This window comes from Pseudomonas sp. AFG_SD02_1510_Pfu_092, assembly GCF_003331055.1.
In the GTDB taxonomy this organism is placed as follows: Bacteria; Pseudomonadota; Gammaproteobacteria; order Pseudomonadales; family Pseudomonadaceae; genus Aquipseudomonas.
In genome coordinates, this window is the sequence record NZ_PUQD01000009.1 from 1 (window position 1) to 18841 (window position 18841).

An 18841-nucleotide genomic window follows, 5' to 3' on the forward strand; every position below is an offset into this window, starting at 1 on the left:
GGGCCTTGCATGAACACGTAGACATAGCCCGGGCGCAGCGCGCGCAGGGTGTAGGCGGAATGGTGCAGCGGCCCGAAGCCCTGTTCCAGGTTGAAACCTGCATCGGCATAACGGCAGGCGGGCATGTCGCCGGTGCGTGGGACGATGGCGTAGCGCACCGGCAGAATAGGGATGCGGGCGCTACAGGCAGGGCCTGAGGTGGCGCTGCTGACGGAGGCGTCATTCATGGGCGTGTTCCTTGCTTTCGATCAATGCGTGCAGATCGCGCAGACGGCTCTGGGGCGACTCCTCAAGGTTGGTGTAGATCTTCCCCGCCTCATCGTTGCTCATGAGCCACATATGTCTGGCGATCAGCCGGATGAACTGCCCGGCAACCTCCTCGTCGCGAAAGTTGAGGGCTTTCAGTTGCGGCAGCAGGCTTTCAATCCATTGCCTGATCTCGGCCAGTGTGTGGCGCTGGTGTTGCGGCAGGGCCAACACTTCGTGAGCCAACGTGAGCACGAAGTGCTCATGCAGGCCTGCCTGCAGCCGCTCGAGTTCAAGCCTGCGCAAGGCGAGGGGGGCGTGCGAAACAGAACGGGCAGGGGTCGGGCTGCGTTCAAGTGTCTTCCATGCGTGAGCCGGCCCCCAGTTGACTCGCCAGGCCAGCGAGCACACAGGCCCAAGCCAAGCGGCGCGATGGTCGTCATCCAGCGCATCCAGCCACGCTGCAAGGTGGTCTGGTTTGAACTGGAAAGTGGCCAGCCCCTGATCGGCAAGCGAGATTTGTACAAGGCTGGAGAAATGGTCTGCCAGCTCGGCAAAGCCGACATCGGCATTCAGGGCGATGGCACCGCCAATGGGCATCCAGTTCGAGATTGCATGGGCGAGCAGTTCGGGCGCGTCTGACACATTTACCAGCAACGGCCCGAAGTCATGGCGGTCATCCACCGCGCTGCCGCGCCACAGCCATGCATGCTGAGTGTTCCGGCTGACATCATCGATCAGCTCGACTACCGAAGGGGCATAAGCCGGAACCAGCTCACCGTTCGGAAGTATCTGGGATATTCGCCGGTAGGCCGAGTGCTCGATTACCAGAGTCATGAGCAGTAGAAAGCGCGCCTTGTTCGCGAAATCCAGGCCTGGCAGCGTGTGTGTGGGTGCTGTTTTCATCGGCCTGGCCCTTTGAGGCAGCGGCAATCGGGCAACGGGCAAGTACCATCGGGGCGACGCCCGCATTGGCGATCCAGCGGGGTGCCAGTGGTCGGCGCGCCGCTGAGGGAAAAGAGGTTGCCTGCCCCATCCGGCGATTGCAGCACCTGGCCATTGATGCGTATCGTCGGGCTGTCCAGGGTTATGCCGGCCTCATCGATCCGGATAGAGCCGCCAGGGCCCTGAATGATCACCGCTTCCGCTGTGCGCAGCTCATAGCGTCGGGTGCGCCTGCGGATTTCTCCGCGGGCTTCAAACTCGGCATGCCCTTCGACCTGTTGCTCGAGGTTGCCGCCAATGCGCGCGTGGTGGTTGGCTGTGATCTGGTCGTGGCGGTGGTTGCCGATGGTTTCGATACGGTCCTTGGCAACCCTGATGGTCTGGTTTCGCCCGATGTCGAGCGTGGCGTCGTGGCCAATGCTGACGCGCTCGTCATTACCGACCGTCTCGGTACGGTCATGGCCTATCAGAATCGATTCGTCGTGATTGACCTGTTCCTTGCGGTCATTGCCGACCTGGGTGGTCTCGTCGTGCCTGACCACGATGTTCTGGTCTTTCTGTGCGTGGATGAACACCTCTTCCTGACCCAGTTCATCTTCAAAGCGCAGTTCATTGAACCCGTCGCCCTTGTGGGTCTGGCTTTTGATCGTCATGCGTGTCTTGTGTTGCGGCAGGTCATAAGGCGGGAGCTGATCCCCGCAGTAGGTGCGCCCGGTGATCATCGGCTGGTCAGGGTCACCGTTGACGTAGTGGATGATCACGTCCTGACCGATACGGGGTATAGCCATCGAGCCCCAGCTGCCACCGGCCCAACCTTGCGACACCCGCACCCAGCAGGAGCTGAATTCGTTGTCCTGGCTCTCGCGGTCCCAAGGGAAGCTGACCTTGACCCGACCCCATTCATCGCAATAGATCTCTTCACCAGGCGGGCCAACCACGGTCGCCATGTGTGGCCCGTCGACGCGAGGTCTGGCCAGCGGCGCAGGGCGCCATTCCGCTTTACCGGGCACAAGCTGCGCGACCTGATCGTAGCGTGTGCTCTGCTCGACGCCTGCAGCTTCTTCCTGCAGGCTGGTGAACTGGCTGCCCTCATGAGTGACTGCAATGACACGCCAATGCACGTTTAAATCCGCGCGCGGGTGGCCAGCGAGGGTGAAACTCAGGCCCGGCTGCAGGCGTACATCGTCCCCTTGCACTTCGGCAACACGTACATCGTGGCGCAATGCGCTAATGCGGTTTTCCGTAAACGGCTTACCTACGGCATCGCGCTTGTAGCGGCCTGGGTAATCGAAGCGTTCGTATGCGCAAGACTGATGTTCCAGATGGCGGCCGGTGGCTCTGTGTTCCTGGCGGTAGGCCGGGTTGGTAAAGGTGTAGTCGCGTTGCACCTGGCGTGCGGTGCGCACCTTTTCGCTGTAACGCAGGCGTCGCAGGCAGGGTGTTGCCTGAGCGCCGGCGCTATTGGACCGATACAACACGCTGAAGGGCTTGGCGGGCTCCTCGTCCTTGGCAAGGCCTTCATCCTCATGATGGGTGGGGGATGGATCGCCAGGGATGTTGCCGAATGTCAGTAACCGGTCGCTGATGACCAGTGTGTGGGACTTTTCAGTATGTTCAAAGCGGTAGACGAAGCCTTCTTCGGCCAGTAGACGAGCGAAGAAGTCGAAATCGGTCTCTCCGGCCTGTACGCAAAATTCCCGAACGTGATGGTCGAGTCCTTTAGTGATCTGGTATTGGCTGATGCCTTGGCGCACCAGTATCAGTTCGAGGATTTGCGGGACGGTCTTTTGCTGGAAGATACGCCAGTTCGAACACAAGTTGGCGCGGGCCAGTTGTGGCTCGATGAGGGCGCTGTAGCGTGTGCGGTGAGGGCCGCTATCGCCTTGGTTGAAAATGCTGACCAGACCGTGGACATGGCGCAGCGGGCGGTTCGCACGGGAGATGGTAAAGAGTGCAGGCTTGTCGAGTATTTGCCCGAAGTCGACTTCGCATTCATGGCTTATCAGCTCAAGTTCCAGTTGAAAGTTGCTGCTGAGGCTCTCTTTCAGTTTGAAAGAGAGCACTTCGAACGCGGATCGGCTAGCGAGGGGTTGAAAGCTGTAATACAGGTCGGATTGGCTAGGCATGATGATTCCTTGTCCGCCGTCTGACGGTTTTCAGGTGCCCCGGGCAGCCTGCTGCCCGAGACACTCGATACCCTAAAGGCGTGATGGCGTATCAAGCCTTCTGCCAGTCATCGGAGCCTTCCGTACCGCAGATTTCGTGGCATTCGGTTATTTTTCGATAGGAGAACCAGACCTCCACCTCCTGATGTCGGGGCGTCAGCGTAGCGTCTTGCGCATGCGGTTGTTCAGTCCGCAACTTGATGATGGTCGCGTCGGTAAGCGTGGTCCGGTAATACAATTCGTTTGGATCCTCGCCGCTGGCTCGATAATGCGAGATGACCACCTCTGTCAGTAATTCGGCCTTGCAGATGGCTTCCAACAGCAGCGGCTTGGACTTGTTGGTTGTAAACGTCACCTTGAAGGGGCCATGTACGCGCTTGCCCGAAGGTTGTCCATTCTGCGGGTCGATCGGTGTATTGATCTCGTGCTCGACCTTTTGCAACATGATCTCGTCTTCGAACTCGGACTGGTAAATGTTACCAATCGACTCCGCAGTGCTTGCGCCTTCGCTGATGTTGCCTTGAACGTTGCCGGTGATTTTCAAATATGCCGGTGATGCCATGATCTGCTCCAGTTTCAGTAGTGTGCATGCCCCTGTTGTCGGGGCATTGCCATCGGGGACGATGGACTTGCTGACGAGATGGGATCTCGTCAATTCGTTGATTTCGGGCTTCTTACTTTTGCAAGATGGTGTTCAGCGACTCCAGCACTTCGGTAGTGATCAGGTGCAGGCGATAGCTGTAGATGCCGTACGCCACAGCCATGGCCACAACGGAAATCAGCAGAGGGCTCCACCATGGCCATATCCGGCTCATGCGAAAGTTTCGCGGAGCGACATTGCTGTATGGGTCGCAGACTTCTTCCGGGGTCGGCCCGCGCAGCTCCCGAAGCATCCCGTGAAGCTGATGGATGAGCGCTTTCAGTGTTTCTTCACCTTTCGGCGCAATGGCATATTTGCCCTTCAGGCCCAGGCACAGCGCGAAATACATGAACTCCAGTACGTCCTGATAACGCGCAGGCTCGTGCATCAGGCGCGCCAGCACGGTGAAGAATTTTTCCCCACCCCAGGTTTCGTCGTGGAAGATGCTGAGCAGGGGTTCCTGGCTCCAGCAACTGTTCTTGCCCCACGGCCGCTCCATCACCGCCTCGTCGATGTACAGGCACAGGGCATATGAATAAGCCAACGCCTGCGCGGGTTCGTAGCCGTGCTGGTGTATTTCTTCCTGGATGTTCTCGATCTGGTTGCGCACTTTCTGGTGTACATCTTTGATGTTTGGCAGTTCATCCAGGGTGCGCAGGCGTATGACCAGGCCGAACAGCGGGGCAGCGGCGTCCAGCATCAGGTTGTCGTAGCCACCGCGCAGCCTGAATTCGGGATCAGCCGGGTAGCCTTCGGCAACGGGCTCGGGCCGGGGCGTCTGTTCGGCGGTTGCGGATGCCGTGGAAGCGGGTCGCTCACCCGGCAATGGTGTCTTGAGCACCGACTGCAGCCGTGCACCCTTGTCATCTGCGGCATCGGTGGGCGGATTGTTCGTCGCTTTCATCTCACTCACTCCGGATCGCCCAGAACTGCAGTTCAAGACCCGGGAAGTCCCCCGCGATGTGGATGCCGAAGCCGTTGGCCATTTGCATGCAGTTCCACGCCGGGTCGCGTCGATCCACTTCGAAGTAGCTGAAGCCTGCGTGGAAGGGCAGGTCGCGTGGTGCCACGGGCAACAGGTTCAAAGGGATGCCCGGGAGTTGCAACGGCACCAGTTCCTCGAGCGCTTCCAGCGAAGTGACTTTGACTTTCTGCACGAACATCTGGCGCAACACATGAGGGGGCATTTCGGCGCGGACAGCGATGATGAAATCGGCCGCATCGATCAACCGGCGATCCTCCAGCGTGGTGGTCATCACGCCATAGGCCCGTGTTACCAGTGGCAACGACACGGCACGTGGTTGCAGCACCGTACTGAGTGCCCGGCGCAGGGTGTCTTCGAGCGGCTTGAACGAAGTGCGCAGTGCGCTGTGGTGATACGCCGGGTATTCCTGCGGCAGCCGGCTTTCGTCAGTGAAGGTCACCAACTCCCCGCACGCCTGGCTCATGCACAGGTACAGCTGTTCGGGGTGGGTCTGGGCTTGTCTGGCCAGGTGCTGGAAGCAGGGCCACCAGCGGTTCATGGCCTGCAGCAGGTTGAAATCGCGGATATCGGCAACACCGGACTGGCCGGCACCGCCAATGCGGGCAGCGAGATTGCGCGCTCGTTCACGCAGGGTATGGGTGATTTCTTCGAGAAAACGTTGCAGCGCCGGCACTGCCCGCAGCGACACGCAGGTGGGGTAGAACGCTTCATCCAGTTGCAGGCTGCCATCGGGACGGCGTTGCAGAATGCGCGCCAAGGCCAGGCGCGTATAGGCACTGCTGTCATCGGCCTGGCGTTTGAGCTGCAGGTTGGGCACGGCCAGCTCGACCTGCGCCAGGTCGCCGTCAGCGCTATGGGTATCCTTTATCTCCTGCGCCTGGGCAACATAGCGGAAGTTGCCCGCATCGTCGGGCCAGCTGACTTCACGGCCGCCCTCGGTGCGTAAAGGCAAGCACAGATACACTTCGCTGCCCTGCGAGCCGTCGTCGATTTCCAACGGTGGCGGTGGTGGTAGGTCTGCGGGGATATCGAATACGGTGCCGTCCGGCATGACACCCCGGGCCCGGGTGATGGCGATTTTGCCCAGGCTCAGGTACTCGTCGTTCAACTGCAGTTCGCTGAAACCGTAAAAGACCGCATTGAGGCTGCCGAGACGTTGATGCAGGGCCGCTTCACTGGCCCGGAGCGCTTGCTGGAAATGCTGCGGTTTTACGTACAGGCCTTCAGGCCAGAGGACAGGGTTACGTGTACTCATGAGAACTCCGTGTCAGCGTGAGCAGGGCGAAAGGGCAGGGCTGGCAACGGCATCAGTCTTCTTCCTTGAGCAGCAGCTGGGTGTCGTTGAGTAGCACCGACAGAACGATCTGGTGACCGCGTGGGGGAATGCGCAGCACTTGGCGCCAGGTCGCGTTTTCCTGGTTTCGGTAGTCGCCGATCACCGCTACGAAGCGGGTCTCTGCCTCGATGGGCGCAAAGGGGATGAACTTGAACTGGCCGGGTCGCACCAGGTAATCGTCATCGCGGATATAGGTGCTGCGCAGGGCCTTGGCGGGGTCGGTGTACAGCAGCTGATAAACGCTGTTGCGCAGCAGTGAGTCGTCGCGCAGTTGCAGAATCTTGATCGCCATGGGCGTCGCAACGGACGTAGTGGCCAGGGTGGGCGGGCGCGGCAGTGTCAGTACTACTGTCGGGTCGTCATAGCTGCCGGGGGTGCTCTCTTCCAAGGGGGAGCGAAGCGGCCCTGGGTCATCTTCTCCGTCCGTCACGACCGGCGACACGGCGGGAAATTGTTGCTGAAGGTATTCGAACAGCGTCCCGACCTTCTCGGTCAGGGCGATGGGGTCACCGGCACTCAGGCTGACAGCGTAAGGGCTGGGCTCCAGAGCGCTCTCGGGCTCAACGCCAAGGTCGACGCTGTTCGGGTTGCCGTTGAGGGTAGGGCTGGCGTTGATGCTGAAGGCAACCTCGGTCGGATGATCCGTGGGCGGCCCGATGGGTAAGGAGGGGTCCATGGCGACTTGGCTCATTCGGCTCAAGGAGGTGCAGCCAGAAAGCCCGAGCAGCACGGCCAGCAGGGCAGCTGCGAACGGATGCGCGGTCATGAATGTTCTCCTGAGATCAGCTGCAGCAGCGGGTTGTCCCGCGTCAATCCGGTGGCTGCCGCGGCATCCAGTGCCGCCAAGGGGTCCTTTCCTGGCGCTGCCGCGAACAGTGAGCAGATCTCGGCAGCGGCCGCTGCGACTGAAGGTTCGGTTAGCCAAGGCTTGGCCGGCACCTCGGCTATCAACTGGTCGAGTAGCTTCCGCCCAGGGTTGAACAGGTCTGCCAGCGAAGGTGCATCGGCGGCTGACAGCTGAACCCGCAGCCGACAGGTGCCGATACGCAATTGGTCACCTTCTGCCAGCCGCCTTGGTGGCAGCGCGCCCAGGCTCAGGGCACTGTCGTTCAGGTAGGTGCGGTTGCAATGGTCGATGACGCAGAAGCTGCCCTCGATCCAGCGGATTTCGCAATGCAGCGGCGCAACGGTGCGGGCACGGTCATCGATCTGCCAGGTGGCCGCTGCGCTGCCGATGGTGCCGCCCGTGCTGTCGAAGTGATGCCGGGCAACAACGTTGTGCTGCAACTGTTCGAGGTTGCTGATGCTCAGGATCAATGTGCTCATGAGCGCCCCCGAAAGCGCACGACGGGGCGGATCTGGCCGTGACGATCAGTTACGAAGCTGGTCCAGCCAAGCAAGGCGCCTTGGCTGCGGTGCAGGCAGAAAGGCGCCAGCGCGTTCTGCCTGAGGCGCAGTTCCAGGTCGTAGGCCAGGCCGTCACGTAACAAGAAATCGATCAGCGCGCGCAAGCGGCCGAAGTTGATGCCGCTGGGGAGCAAGTCACGCAATTGACCCTGGTCCAGTTCGCTGATCACGATGGTGAACTTGCTGCTACGGGTGCGCGTGCGGCGACCTACCATGAAGCTTCGGCCCAGTTCGCAGTTGCCATGGCCAAGGCTTGCGAGCTGCTGCGCTGCCGTGGCTACAGAGCGTGTTTCGAATTCACGGATCTGCACCTGCTTCAGGTCGAAGCAATGGGCGATGATGCCGGCCACCGTCCCCGGGGCACGGCTACGGCTGGCAATGGCGCCGGCGAAGCTGAGCAGCCGGCTCCAGGGCAGCGCCGTATCACCGCGCAGCTGTTTGTCGTTCAGGCCGAGCAGGGCAAAGATGTAGTGCGAGAAGCCATCGGTGGCGCCGGGTTGAAAGCGGATGTAGTAGCGATATTTGCGCCAGATGCGGTGCAGCAGGCTGAGCAGGTAGTGGTTGAAGAAGTCGAAGAAGGCCGGGCGCGCACCGATACCCTGGGCATGCTCATAGGCCACTTGCTCAAGGTAATAGGTGGGCAGGGGCGAGTCGGTACCGTGCAGGCCCATGAAGGTCGTGCACACGCGATAGCGCCGTTGTTCGCCAGGCATGCGTTCGGCTTTGTATACGTCCGTAACAGGGAAAGTCAGCCGTGGGTCGCTGGCAAGTCGCACGCGTAACCGGGTGGCCTCGCTTGGCCAGCGCGGTTCGAGGTCGTCACCGTATAGCCCATGCAACCGCTCCAGTAACTGGAAGAAGTTGTACTGGTGCGCCTTGGCGAGCAGCTTGTCGGCTAGATCAGCGGTTGTTTGCCGGTCTGGATGGGCCATGTGTAGTGCTCGTTGTTGGTCGTGTTGATCACTTCCAGCTGGTGGAAGGAGTTGATGCTCGCGTACAGGGCGAAGAAGTGAGCGAGTACGCAACTGAACAGGTACAGATCGCCTTCGCAGAGGAAGGCCGCCTGATCCAGCTTCAGTTGGGTGTGCAGGCCACGGATGGGCTGCCCCTTGATCAGCCAATCCAGCGGCGTTGTACGAATGTCGCGGATACCCTCGAGTTGCTTGGCGGTGGTGCGCGTCTGCTGAATGTCGTGCAAGGCGAGGAAGTCATAGGCACGGATGACCGCTTTCAGCGGCTCGACCGAGAGCAGCGACAGGTAATTGAGCGACATGTTGGAAATCAGGGCCCACTGCAGCTGGCCGTCCAGCACTGGCCGACACGGGCGCGTAGGGGCGCAGATGTTGCTATAGGTGGCCAGGGGCGGTGTGGCTTCGGTGGTCACGTTGATGTCATCGATGTTCAACGCCAGTGGCAGGTCGCGGTTGCTGCAGGTGAGGTCGATGGAGGCCGTTTCCAGCTCGCCGATGTAGGCGTTGGCATCGGCGCGCACGAACGCCATGCGATGCGTGACGCCATCGCCGCTCAGCGCCGCTTCGAGGGTGCAGCGGTAGTACAACGCCGTACGCCCCTGAACATGTTCGATTTCATGCGCGAACGACTCGAAGGGGCGGAAGGTTCTCAGGTGTTCGCCGGTACTGCCGTCTGGCGTGGTGCGAGTGCTGACGACCTCATCGATGCTGAAAATTTCGTAAGCGTGCCGCTCCGCGCCTTTGGGTTTGAGCTCGACATCGGCAACCTCGCTGGACAGGTCGATGGGCTCGGCACTGTGATTGAACAGGTTGATGGCGGGTGCGCAGAACAGCTTGAAATCTGCTTTGCCGACCCGCAGCGCATCCGGTAACTGGCGGTTGAAATGAAACTCGATGGCCACCTGCGGGCTTCGCGCCGCGGGCCACAACCGGTGCAGCCCGGTGAGGGTGAAAAAGTGAAAGCGCTGCGGGAACATGAAGTATTCCTGCAGGATGCGGTAGCCATCGAAGACGTTCTGCGGATAGGGCAGCAGGGCTTCGTCCGGGCTGAAACCTGGGAACGCAATGCTGCTGGGCGGCAGCCGGCGAACTTCGCCATCGAAAGTTACGCTGACCTCTTCGAGGTATTGCGAAAGCCACAGATACAGGGTGCGGGCAGTGCGCTGATCGCCACTCAAATGAAAGTCGAGGCTGGCGCAACCCACAGTATCCAGCGGTCGCTCGGCCAGGGTTTGCAGGCCGATGCGCAGCACGGAACTGTCCAGGGTCTGCGTGGCGCCAACCGTGTCGATTGCGAACGGGTGGATGTTTACCGCCGTGCAGGTGCGAAATTCGCAGGCGACACCGTCCACCGGTTTGGAGAACAACCTTGACCCTTTGGGGATCTGTTGTGACTGGCTAAGCGACTGCTTGCGTGGCACGAACTGGATGATCGTTGCGCTGGGCAGCGGCCGAAGGTAGTTGGGCCACAGCAACTGCAGCATGGGCTGGGTCAGCTCTGGCAGGTCGTCTTCCAGCTTGAGCCGCAACCTCGCCGTCAGGAAGGCGAAGGCTTCCATCAGGCGTTCGACGTCCGGGTCGCTCGCGCCGTTGCCAAGAAACCGGGCAAGTCGCGGATTGTCCTTGGCGAAGTCGTTACCCAGTTCGTGCAGGTAACGCAGCTCCTCGCTGAAGCGGTCCTTCAGAGACATGTGTCACCTCACTCGGGTCTGGCGGTTATGCCCGTTCACCAACAGTTCCAGTTGCAGCTGCTGCGTGTGGTTGTTGACCTGCACCTGGCAGTCCAGCCTGAAATGCAATTCCAGGGGCGCATGGCAATCCGGTACCGCTTTGAGGGCGCGCACCCGAAGGCGGGGTTCAAAGCGCTCGATAGTGCGGCGGATATCGGTACTCACTTGCTCGAGCAGATCGCCGCTGCTTGCGTCATGCCCGTTGAAATCGGCCAGGCCCAATTCAGGGCTGCTCTGTGAGCAACCCTTGCGCGCGTTCAGCAGCGTTTCGAGGTGGCGCTTGATGGCAGCGAACAGGTGGGCTGCGTTCTCCTGCCGAGAGGGGTTCGGGCTGACGGCCGGGTCTGCGCTCAAGCGATCGAAGAGCGCACTCATTGCGTGTCGAGCCGCCCGACCAGAGAGATTTCGAAGTTGGCCCCCATGTATTTGAAGTGCGGGCGCACGGCGAGTGAAACCTGGTACCAACCTGGATCACCGGCAACGTCCGAGACTTCGATCCGGGCGGCGCGTAACGGACGGCGGCTGCGGACATCGGCAGACGGGTTTTCCTGGTCGGCGACGTACTGTTTGATCCAGGTATTGAGCTCGGCCTCGAGGTCGCGTCGCTCCTTCCAGCTGCCGATCTGCTCGCGCTGCAGCACCTTGATGTAGTGGGCCAGCCGGTTGACGATGAACAGATAGGGCAACTGGGTGCCGAGCTTGTAATTGGTCTGCGCTTGCAAACCTTCGTTGGTCTTGGCAAAGCGCTTGGGTTTCTGTACCGAATTGGCCGAGAAGAATGCAGCGTTGTCGCTGTCTTTACGCATGGTCAGGGCGATGAAACCCTCTTCGGCCAGTTCGAACTCCTTGCGGTCGGAAATCAGCACCTCGGTCGGAATTTTGGCCTGCAACTGGCCCAGCGATTCGTATAGATGCACTGGCAAGTCTTCGACGGCGCCGCCCGATTGCGGGCCGATGATGTTCGGGCACCAGCGGTAACGGGCAAAGCTGTCATTGATGCAACTGGCCAGCAGGAACGCCGAGTTGCCCCACAGGTAGTTGTCATGCCGTCCGGCGATGTCTTCTTCGTAGTTGAAGCTCTCGATGGTCTTTTCTTCAGGGTGGTAGGCGGAACGGAGCATGAAGCGCGGCCCGGCCAGCGCAGCGTAACGGGAATCCTCGCTTTCGCGGAACGCACGCCATTTGGCATGCCGTGGGCCGGCGAAGATGTCTTTGATCTCTTTGAGGTTGGGCAGCTCTTCGAAGCTGCCGAGGTTGAAGAATTCCGGTGAGGGCGCCGCGAGGAAAGGTGCATGCGACATGGCCCCAACGGACGCCATGTAGCTCAGTAATTTGATATCCGGGGAGGAGGGGCCGAAGTTGTAGTTACCGAGCATGGCCGCAACCGGCTCGCCACCAAACTGGCCGTAGCCTGCCGTGTAAACGTGCTTGTACAGGCCGCTGCAGGTGATATCGGCAGCATTTTCGAAGTCGTCCAACAGGTCCGCTTTATTGACATGCAGGACCTCGAGTTTGATGTTCTCACGGAAGTCGGTACGGTCGACCAAAAGTTTCAGGCTGCGCCACGCAGACTCCAGTTGCTGGAACTCGGGCTGATGCAGAATGACATCCATTTGTTTGCCGAGCAGTCGATCAAGCTGTGTAATCATCTGGTCGACACGGTGCTTGTTGATCAATTGATCCGGGTCATTGCTTTTGAGGATTTCGGTAATAAAGGCAGACACACCCTGGCGGGCAACTTGATAGCCTTCTTGTGCGGGTATCAACTTGGTTTCGGCCATGATCTGGTCAAGCAAGGTCGCGCTGCTCAGGTTTTCGCGAGTTGCTTCAACGGCAGTGGTGCTGTTTGGCTTTGGCATAGGGACGCTCCGTTGTCTCAGTCGACTTTTGGTGCTTCAAGCACCAAGTCAAGCTCCTGGGCAAGTTGTTTGCGGGCTTGCTCGTCGTTGAGCAGGTGCTGCAGTTGCTTGCGGAATGCCGGAACGTTGCCCAGCGGGCCTTTGAGGGCGACCAACGCTTCGCGCAGTTGCAGCAGTTTGTTCAATTCCGGCACCTGACGAGCGATGCGGTCCGGCCCGAAGTCGTTGATCGAGGTGAACTGCAGCTCGAGCGCAAGCTCTGCGTCAGGGGCTGCGCCAAGCATGGAAGGCACGGACAGGTGCAGGCGTACCTCGGCGTCGTTGAGCACGTTGTTGAACGTGTGTTTGTCGATACGCATCACCGGACGGTCTTCCAGGGCACGGCTGTCATCCAGGCCGAAGTCACCGAGAACCAGCATTTTGTGGGGCAGTTCCACTTCGGCTTTTTCGTCACTGGTGGCCGGTACGTATTTGATGTTGATGCGCTCTTTTGGAGCAACGGAGCCAAAAGAATTACTCATGCACTCATCTCCTTGTTTAATTGCGATCCCTATATGTAAGAAGCGTCCTACAAATTGGTATTTAATATAAGGCTGTGAGCTCGCCGGGTTTGCTTGCGCATAAAAACCATGCCTGTGGAAAGTGGCTTTAGTCGAGCGGTAAGGTGTAAAAAAATATTTGTTTGTATTGTGGGTTGCTTGTGTACTAGTCTCCGCGCAGTTCGTTCGGCCTGGCAGCTTGAGGGTTGTTAGGTGTGGCGGGTTTTATTTGTAGGAAAGTGAGACTTATCACGTAAGGGATATGTGATGCTGACGAAGGGAGTAAACTTGCGATGACTGCCCGCTATTGCTGTGGCGCCATGCTTTCGTTGTTGTTTTGTTTGCTGCCGGCAATGGCGAGCCCTGTGCTGGATTGTCCGCGGATCATGTCCAATGTGGCGCGTCTTGCTTGTTTTGATCAGGCAGCCAATACGCCTGCCTATGTCACCCAGCAGCAGTGGTCGGCGCCGGAGCAAGCGGCGCCCAGCGTACTGCGTGTAATGGCAAACGAAAGCGCGCGAAAACCAGATGATCTGACCTTTCTGGCCAGCGCAGGCGAAGATGACTGGCGTTTGCAGGGGTTGGTGATATCAGCACCGGCCATTGCATCGGCCGAGCCGCGTCCGTACCTGGCGATCAGCTGCATCGAGAGCATTTCGAGGCTGCAGTTGATTACCGCGCGCCCCCTGGACGCGCGATGGGTAAAGGTTCAGCTGCAAGGGGAGCGTGCGTCCACGGTTGCAACCCCCTGGCAGGTGATGGAGAACGGTCAGGTGCTGGACGCAGGGCGGGGGCTTCCTGCCATCGAACAGATCAAGCAACTGATCGGGGCTCAGCGCATACAGCTGCGTAGTGACAACCCGGCAGTGGATAGCCTGACATTCGACGCCCAGGGCCTGGACCTGCTGATCAGCAAGGCGCGTAGCACATGTCGCTGGTAACGGGTGGGCTGGAGGAACAACTCGCCCGGCTGCTGCTGCCGATCGATCCGGTAACACCGGCTGGGCTGTTTGACATGGAGGACGAAACCTACCAGGCCATTGACCAGGAAATGGTCAAACTGGGCGGCTTGCAGGAGGCTTCGATCGACTGGGCCTACATCGAAGAGGCGTCCTGCCTGTACCTGGTGCAGCAGTGCAAGCACTTGCGGATCGTGGCACATCTGGGTGTCGTATGGCTGCGCAGTGGTTGTTGGGAGCGCTGGGGCACTACCTTGGCGTTATTGGCTGGCATGGTTGAGCGCTACTGGGAAACCGCATACCCCAATCCGGGGCCCAAAGGTTTCCTGGGCAAGCGCAAGCTGGTCGGGCTTGTGCTCAGTCGCCTGACCGCCGCGCTGCCGCGCCTTGATCGCTTCAGCTATGCCCCTGCCCACGCGGCAGCGGCACAGGAGGCGTTGCTACGCCTGAAGCAGCAACAGGCGGTGGCCCAGCTGGATGCTGCTGTTCTGGCCGAACTGGGGCGTTTGCTAGTCAAACACATGGACCAGGCCAATGCCGTTGGCGTGGCTGCCGAGCCGGTTGCAGCTACCCCGCCGGTGTCGCTGACGGACGTCATTGCAGCACCCGCACCCCGTGCGTCGCCGGGCAACGAACGCGAAACCCGACGCGCCGTGTTGCGTATGGCCGAACTCATCAATCAACAGGACCCGTACGACCCGACGGGCTACCAGTTACGTCGTTTCGGCCTGTGGGGCCATATCCAGGCAGCGCCGGTGGTGACACAGCGGCACTGCACAGGGCTGATAGCGGTACCGCCAGAGGTTGTCGCGGGCTACGAAAAAGCCGCAGCTGCAGCGTCGCCTGACATCACGTTGCTGCACCGGCTGGAGAAGAGCATTACCGCTGCGCCCTATTGGGTCCGGGGCAGTTTCCTGGCCGCGAGCGTGGCGTCGCAACTGGCCATGGCGGAGGTCAGCGAGGCCATTCGCAGTACGACCGCGCGGTTTGTCCAGCGCCTGCCTTCGTTGCAGCAACTGTGCTTCAGCGATGGCACGGCGTTTGTCGATGATCAGTGCCTGGCCTGGCTCAAAGGTCGCCAGGAAATGCCCGAGCAGGGCGCTGCCGCCCAAGAGTTTCGCGGCCTGCGCGAGGAACTCATCGCGCAGTTGGAGGGCATTGGTGTCGAGCAGGTGCTGTTGCGGCTGCAGGGGATGCAAGGCGCGCTTCACTCCCCGCGTGAGCGTTGCCACACCACGCTGATCGCCGCTGACTTGCTGGCGACGCGAGGCGTGTCCTGGCTGGCTCAGGACTTGTGCGCCGCCATAGCGCGAACGATGCAGCAGACGACTGCTGACGCCTGGGAGCCCGACCTGTTCCAGCGACTTCAACAACACGCGACATTCACTGCATTGGCCGTTCAGCACAAGGATCCGGACCCCCGATGAATCTAACCTGGAAGCAACTCAAACGCTGGGCGCTGCCCTTGGCTAACCGCATGGGTCTGGCGATGCCGCTGCTGCTCGCGCTGGGTATCGGGCTGCTGCTGATCGCGATCTGGTGGCTTGGCCCGCAATGGACCTGGCGTGCGCGTCAACCACTGGCCAACGGCGCGGATCGCGTGGTGGCGAGCTTGCTGCTCGTGCTGGTACCACTGTGTTTCTGGCTGCTGCTGTTGCGTCGGCGCTTTCGCCGCCTTCAAGCGGAGCGAGAGCAGGCGGTTGCGGCCGAAGCGGATCGCACGTTGCCGCTTCTCCGGGCGCAAGAAAAGGCGTTGGACCAGGCGCTTGAACGTTACTTTGCCAATGCTGGCGGGCGAAGTGCGTTGTACCGCTTGCCCTGGTATCTGGTGCTGGGTGGTGTACACGCAGGCAAGACCAGCTTCATCGACCGCACCGAGCAGAATTTCGCCCTGACCCGTATCGACAGCGCCCAGGCTCGTGGTCGGCAGGACCAAGTGCTTGCCTACCCTGTGGGCTGGTGGGTCAGCAATGACGCGGTGATCATCGATCCCCCGGGTGTTTTCATCAGCCAGGAGGCCCCGGCAGGCGCGTCAGCAGAACCTTGCCCGGGCGTGCCGCCCGCAGCCCCGGCCAGGCTGTGGCAGCACCTGTTGGGGTGGCTGCTGCGCAATCGCAGCCAAAGAGCGCTGAATGGGCTGGTATTGGTCGTCGACCTGCCTGTGCTGCTACATGGAACGGCCGAGCAACGTCTGGCACTGGCTCATGTGTTGCGCACGCGCCTGTACGAGGTGAGTAGCCAGTTGGGTTCGCGCTTGCCGCTGTACGTGGTGCTGTCCAAGTTCGATCTGCTGGATGGCTTCGATCAGCTGTACGGCAAACTCTCGGCTAGCGGCAGGGAAAAGGTACTGGGTTTCACGTTCACGCTGGCTACCGTCGATTCGTTCGATGCCTGGCTGGTTGAATATGGCGAGCACTATGACCGCTTGATCAGTAGGCTGTTCGAGCAGGTCTTCGATCAGCTCCGTCGCCTGGACAATGCTGCGTCCGCTGCGCGTCTGTTTACCCTGCATGCACAACTGGTCGGGCTGCAGCCGATACTGCTGAATTTTCTGCGTGATACCCTGGCGAGTGACCGCTTCACCACGCCAGCGCTGGTGCGTGGTGTGTATTTCTCCTCGGTGGCGCAACAGGGCGATATGCTCAATGCGTTCGTCCGTGAGGCGGCCCAGCCCTACACGACAACGCTTCCACTGCGTGAAGGCAAGGTACCGGGCAAGACGTCGGCCTATTTCATCCAGCACGCGTTCAGGCAGGTGATCTACCGGGAAAACGGCATTGCCGGTGACAATGTCAGGGTGGCTGGCAGCAAGCGGCGACTGCTGTGGGCCGGCTCTGGTGTAGGCGTGCTGGCGTTCTGCGTGGTCATTGCCAGTTGGCAGCGCTATTTCGATATCAATGACAGCAAGGCCAGCACGGTGCTTGCCAAGAGCCGCGAGTACAGCCACCACGAAGTGGAGCAGCACCTGGACCCGACCGGGCGCAACCTGTTGGCGCCACTGGAGCAGATCCGCGATGCCGTGTCGGTATTTGGTGACTATCGCGCAGCGTGGCCGGGCGTTGCCGACCTGGGCCTGTATCAGGGGCGGGCAATCGGCCCTCGTGTCGATCAGGCGTACCTGGATTTGCTCTCCAGGCGCTTCCTGCCGGCCTTGGCCAGCGGGGTGATCGATGCAATGAACGCTGCGCCGCCCGGCAGCGAACAGCAAATGGCCGCGCTGCGGGTGTACCGCATGCTCGAAGACCGCCACAACCGCCGCTCCGAGTGGGTCGAGCAGTGGATGGCCCGGCAGTGGCAACAGGCATTCCCCGGGCAAGGGCAACTGCAACGCGACCTCATGCAACATTTGCAGTACGCCTTGGCCTATGCCGATACCGAGTTGCCGCAATACCGCCAGCGTATCGCCGAAGTGCAGCAGACACTGCGCCAGGTACCGTTGCCACAGCGGGTATATGCCGGCCTCAAGCAGCAAGCCGAACAGCAGTTGCACACCGGCCTGGACCTGCGTCGGCAGGTCGGGCCGGCCTTCGATGTGGTGTACCAGCCGTCTGCCGCGTCAGATCAGGGCGATGCGGGCGTTCTGCTGGCGGCGATGCTTACCGGCAAAGGATTTCGCGACTATTTCGAGCCACGCACCGAGGGCTTTGCCGACATGGCCATGATTGACCAGTGGGCGCTGGGTGAGCGCGACCGGCTGGATTACTCGCCTGCCGATCGGGATGCGCTGGTCGAACGCCTGCGTAACCTGTACAGCAGTGATTACATCGACAGCTGGCGGCGAGCGTTGAATGCCTTCGTGATTGCCGATTTCGCAGATCTGGACCACGGCGTCACCATTCTGCAGCAGCTGGCCGGGCCGGCGGCGCCACTGCAGCGGTTGCTGGATACGGTGCGGGACAATACGCAGTTGCTGTCGCCAGCGGGTATCGAAGCAGCGACCGGCGCAGCGACCGCGCAGCTGCCAAGACGCAACGCCGAACCGCCGCAGGTCCTGGCCATCCAGCGGGCATTCGCCGGCCTGAATGCCATGTCGAAGGCCACCGGTGACAAACCGAGCTACTACGATGAAACCCTTGTCGCCCTGGCGACCGTGCACGACTACGCCAAGGCCGTGCAGGGCAGCCCGGACCGTGGCAAAGCCGCCTTGCATGCCGTGCTTCAGCGTTTTGCCCTGAGCGGGCATGACCCTATCGGCACCTTGCAGCGGGTGGCCACCGGTTTGCCGGAACCGCTCAATCAGCAGGTCAGAAAGGTCGCGGAGCAAACTGCACAAGTGCTCAACGTCGAAGCATTGCGTGAGCTGGAGCGGCGCTGGGATGCCGACGTCTACAGTTTCTTCCAGCAGCGTCTGGCCGGGCGTTATCCATTCGTGGTGCGAGCGCCTGACGCTGCCCTGGATGATTTTGAAGCGTTCTTCGGGCCAAAGGGCCGGTTGCAGCAGTTCCACGACCAGTACCTGAAGCTGTTCCTGAGGGAAAACCTCGAAGCCCTCCAGGCCGGCCAGTCGGGGCAGTCGCTGATCCGCAGCGATGTGCTCGAACAGCTGGAACGGGCAGAGCGCATCCGCGAGACCTTCTTCGATCAGCGCGGAAACCTGAGCGTGCAGTTCAGCATCGAGCCCTTGGGGCTCAGCGCCAATCAACGCACCAGCCTGCTCGATCTGGATGGCCAGTTGATTTCCTACACCCACGGCCCGAGCCAGATCATCGGCATCGTCTGGCCCAACACGCTGGGGCAGCACGTGCGTAGCAACCTGACGCTGCTCAGGCAGAACGGCAACAGCAGCAGCCTGGAATACCGAGGGCCATGGTCGATGTTCCGCTTGCTCAGCCGGGGTTCGCTCAATGGCCGCACGGCGACCAGCGTGGACCTGAGTTTCAGGGCCGGAGATGGCGTGATGCGCTATCGGCTGAACGCGGAAAAAGCCTTCAACCCCATCACCCAGCAACCCTTCAAAGGCTTCCACTTGCCGCGCGGCCTGTTGCAACAGCCAGTCAATGGAGGGGAAGTGGTGCTAGCGGACGCGCCATCTATCGAACGCCAGCGCCGCTAACCTCAA

16 protein-coding genes are annotated in these 18841 nt (G+C 60.8%); 3 read left to right on the plus strand and 13 right to left on the minus strand.

The genetic code is table 11. The features are described 5' to 3' along the window. The 13 genes from C6A77_RS06370 to tssB all read right to left on the minus strand — a co-directional run. The coding region (locus tag C6A77_RS06370; RefSeq protein ID WP_193901367.1) for a toxin VasX at nucleotides 1-227 on the minus strand (227 nt) is incomplete at its 3' end. Then, complete coding sequence (locus C6A77_RS06375) at nucleotides 220-1152, minus strand: DUF4123 domain-containing protein (RefSeq protein WP_114168616.1); 933 nt, start codon at nucleotides 1150-1152, stop codon at nucleotides 220-222. The genes C6A77_RS06375 and C6A77_RS06370, both read right to left, overlap by 8 nt. Further along, the gene (gene tssI / locus C6A77_RS06380; RefSeq protein WP_114168618.1) at nucleotides 1149-3317 is read right to left on the minus strand and encodes a type VI secretion system tip protein TssI/VgrG; all 2169 of its coding nucleotides are present in this window, start codon (nucleotides 3315-3317) and stop codon (nucleotides 1149-1151) included. The genes C6A77_RS06375 and tssI overlap by 4 nt, the downstream gene beginning before the upstream one ends. Nucleotides 3318-3408: 91 nt before the next feature. Further along, complete coding sequence (locus tag C6A77_RS06385) at nucleotides 3409-3918, minus strand: Hcp family type VI secretion system effector (RefSeq protein ID WP_114168620.1); 510 nt, start codon at nucleotides 3916-3918, stop codon at nucleotides 3409-3411. Between the two features lie 112 nt (nucleotides 3919-4030). Beyond that, nucleotides 4031-4900: a type IVB secretion system protein IcmH/DotU gene (icmH, locus tag C6A77_RS06390; protein ID WP_114168622.1), complete on the minus strand. Its 870-nt coding sequence runs from the start codon at nucleotides 4898-4900 to the stop codon at nucleotides 4031-4033. 1 nt (nucleotide 4901) lies between these two features. After that, nucleotides 4902-6236 carry a type VI secretion system baseplate subunit TssK gene (gene tssK, locus C6A77_RS06395; protein WP_114168624.1) on the minus strand — a complete coding sequence of 445 codons (1335 nt, stop codon included), beginning with the start codon at nucleotides 6234-6236 and terminating at the stop codon, nucleotides 4902-4904. A 52-nt stretch (nucleotides 6237-6288) separates the two neighbouring features. Beyond that, entirely contained in the window at nucleotides 6289-7083 is a 795-nt protein-coding gene (tssJ, locus tag C6A77_RS06400) for a type VI secretion system lipoprotein TssJ (RefSeq protein WP_114168626.1), read from the minus strand. Next, nucleotides 7080-7643, minus strand: coding sequence for an FHA domain-containing protein (locus C6A77_RS06405; protein ID WP_114168628.1), 564 nt, complete (start codon nucleotides 7641-7643; stop codon nucleotides 7080-7082). Before C6A77_RS06405 ends, tssJ begins: the two co-directional genes overlap by 4 nt. Then, nucleotides 7640-8656 carry a type VI secretion system baseplate subunit TssG gene (gene tssG, locus C6A77_RS06410; RefSeq protein ID WP_114168630.1) on the minus strand — a complete coding sequence of 339 codons (1017 nt, stop codon included), beginning with the start codon at nucleotides 8654-8656 and terminating at the stop codon, nucleotides 7640-7642. Before tssG ends, C6A77_RS06405 begins: the two co-directional genes overlap by 4 nt. After that, complete coding sequence (gene tssF / locus C6A77_RS06415; RefSeq protein WP_114168632.1) at nucleotides 8620-10386, minus strand: type VI secretion system baseplate subunit TssF; 1767 nt, start codon at nucleotides 10384-10386, stop codon at nucleotides 8620-8622. The genes tssG and tssF overlap by 37 nt, the downstream gene beginning before the upstream one ends. A 3-nt stretch (nucleotides 10387-10389) precedes the next feature. Next, nucleotides 10390-10800 (minus strand): type VI secretion system baseplate subunit TssE, encoded by a 411-nt coding sequence (gene tssE / locus C6A77_RS06420; RefSeq protein WP_114168634.1) that lies wholly within the window; start codon nucleotides 10798-10800, stop codon nucleotides 10390-10392. Then, the gene (tssC, locus tag C6A77_RS06425; RefSeq protein ID WP_114168636.1) at nucleotides 10797-12284 is read right to left on the minus strand and encodes a type VI secretion system contractile sheath large subunit; all 1488 of its coding nucleotides are present in this window, start codon (nucleotides 12282-12284) and stop codon (nucleotides 10797-10799) included. The genes tssE and tssC overlap by 4 nt, the downstream gene beginning before the upstream one ends. Nucleotides 12285-12301: 17 nt before the next feature. After that, entirely contained in the window at nucleotides 12302-12805 is a 504-nt protein-coding gene (gene tssB / locus C6A77_RS06430; RefSeq protein ID WP_114168638.1) for a type VI secretion system contractile sheath small subunit, read from the minus strand. 311 nt (nucleotides 12806-13116) lie between these two features. Between tssB and vasI the strand changes: the two genes are divergently transcribed. From vasI to tssM, 3 genes are read left to right on the plus strand one after another with little or no spacing between them, the layout of a single operon-like run. Continuing rightward, nucleotides 13117-13764 (plus strand): type VI secretion system-associated protein VasI, encoded by a 648-nt coding sequence (vasI, locus tag C6A77_RS06435; protein WP_178082378.1) that lies wholly within the window; start codon nucleotides 13117-13119, stop codon nucleotides 13762-13764. Next, on the plus strand, nucleotides 13752-15209 hold the full coding sequence (gene tssA, locus C6A77_RS06440; protein ID WP_114168640.1) for a type VI secretion system protein TssA: 1458 nt from the start codon (nucleotides 13752-13754) through the stop codon (nucleotides 15207-15209). Before vasI ends, tssA begins: the two co-directional genes overlap by 13 nt. Next, nucleotides 15206-18835: a type VI secretion system membrane subunit TssM gene (gene tssM, locus C6A77_RS06445; RefSeq protein WP_114168642.1), complete on the plus strand. Its 3630-nt coding sequence runs from the start codon at nucleotides 15206-15208 to the stop codon at nucleotides 18833-18835. The genes tssA and tssM overlap by 4 nt, the downstream gene beginning before the upstream one ends. Nucleotides 18836-18841 lie beyond the last annotated feature (6 nt).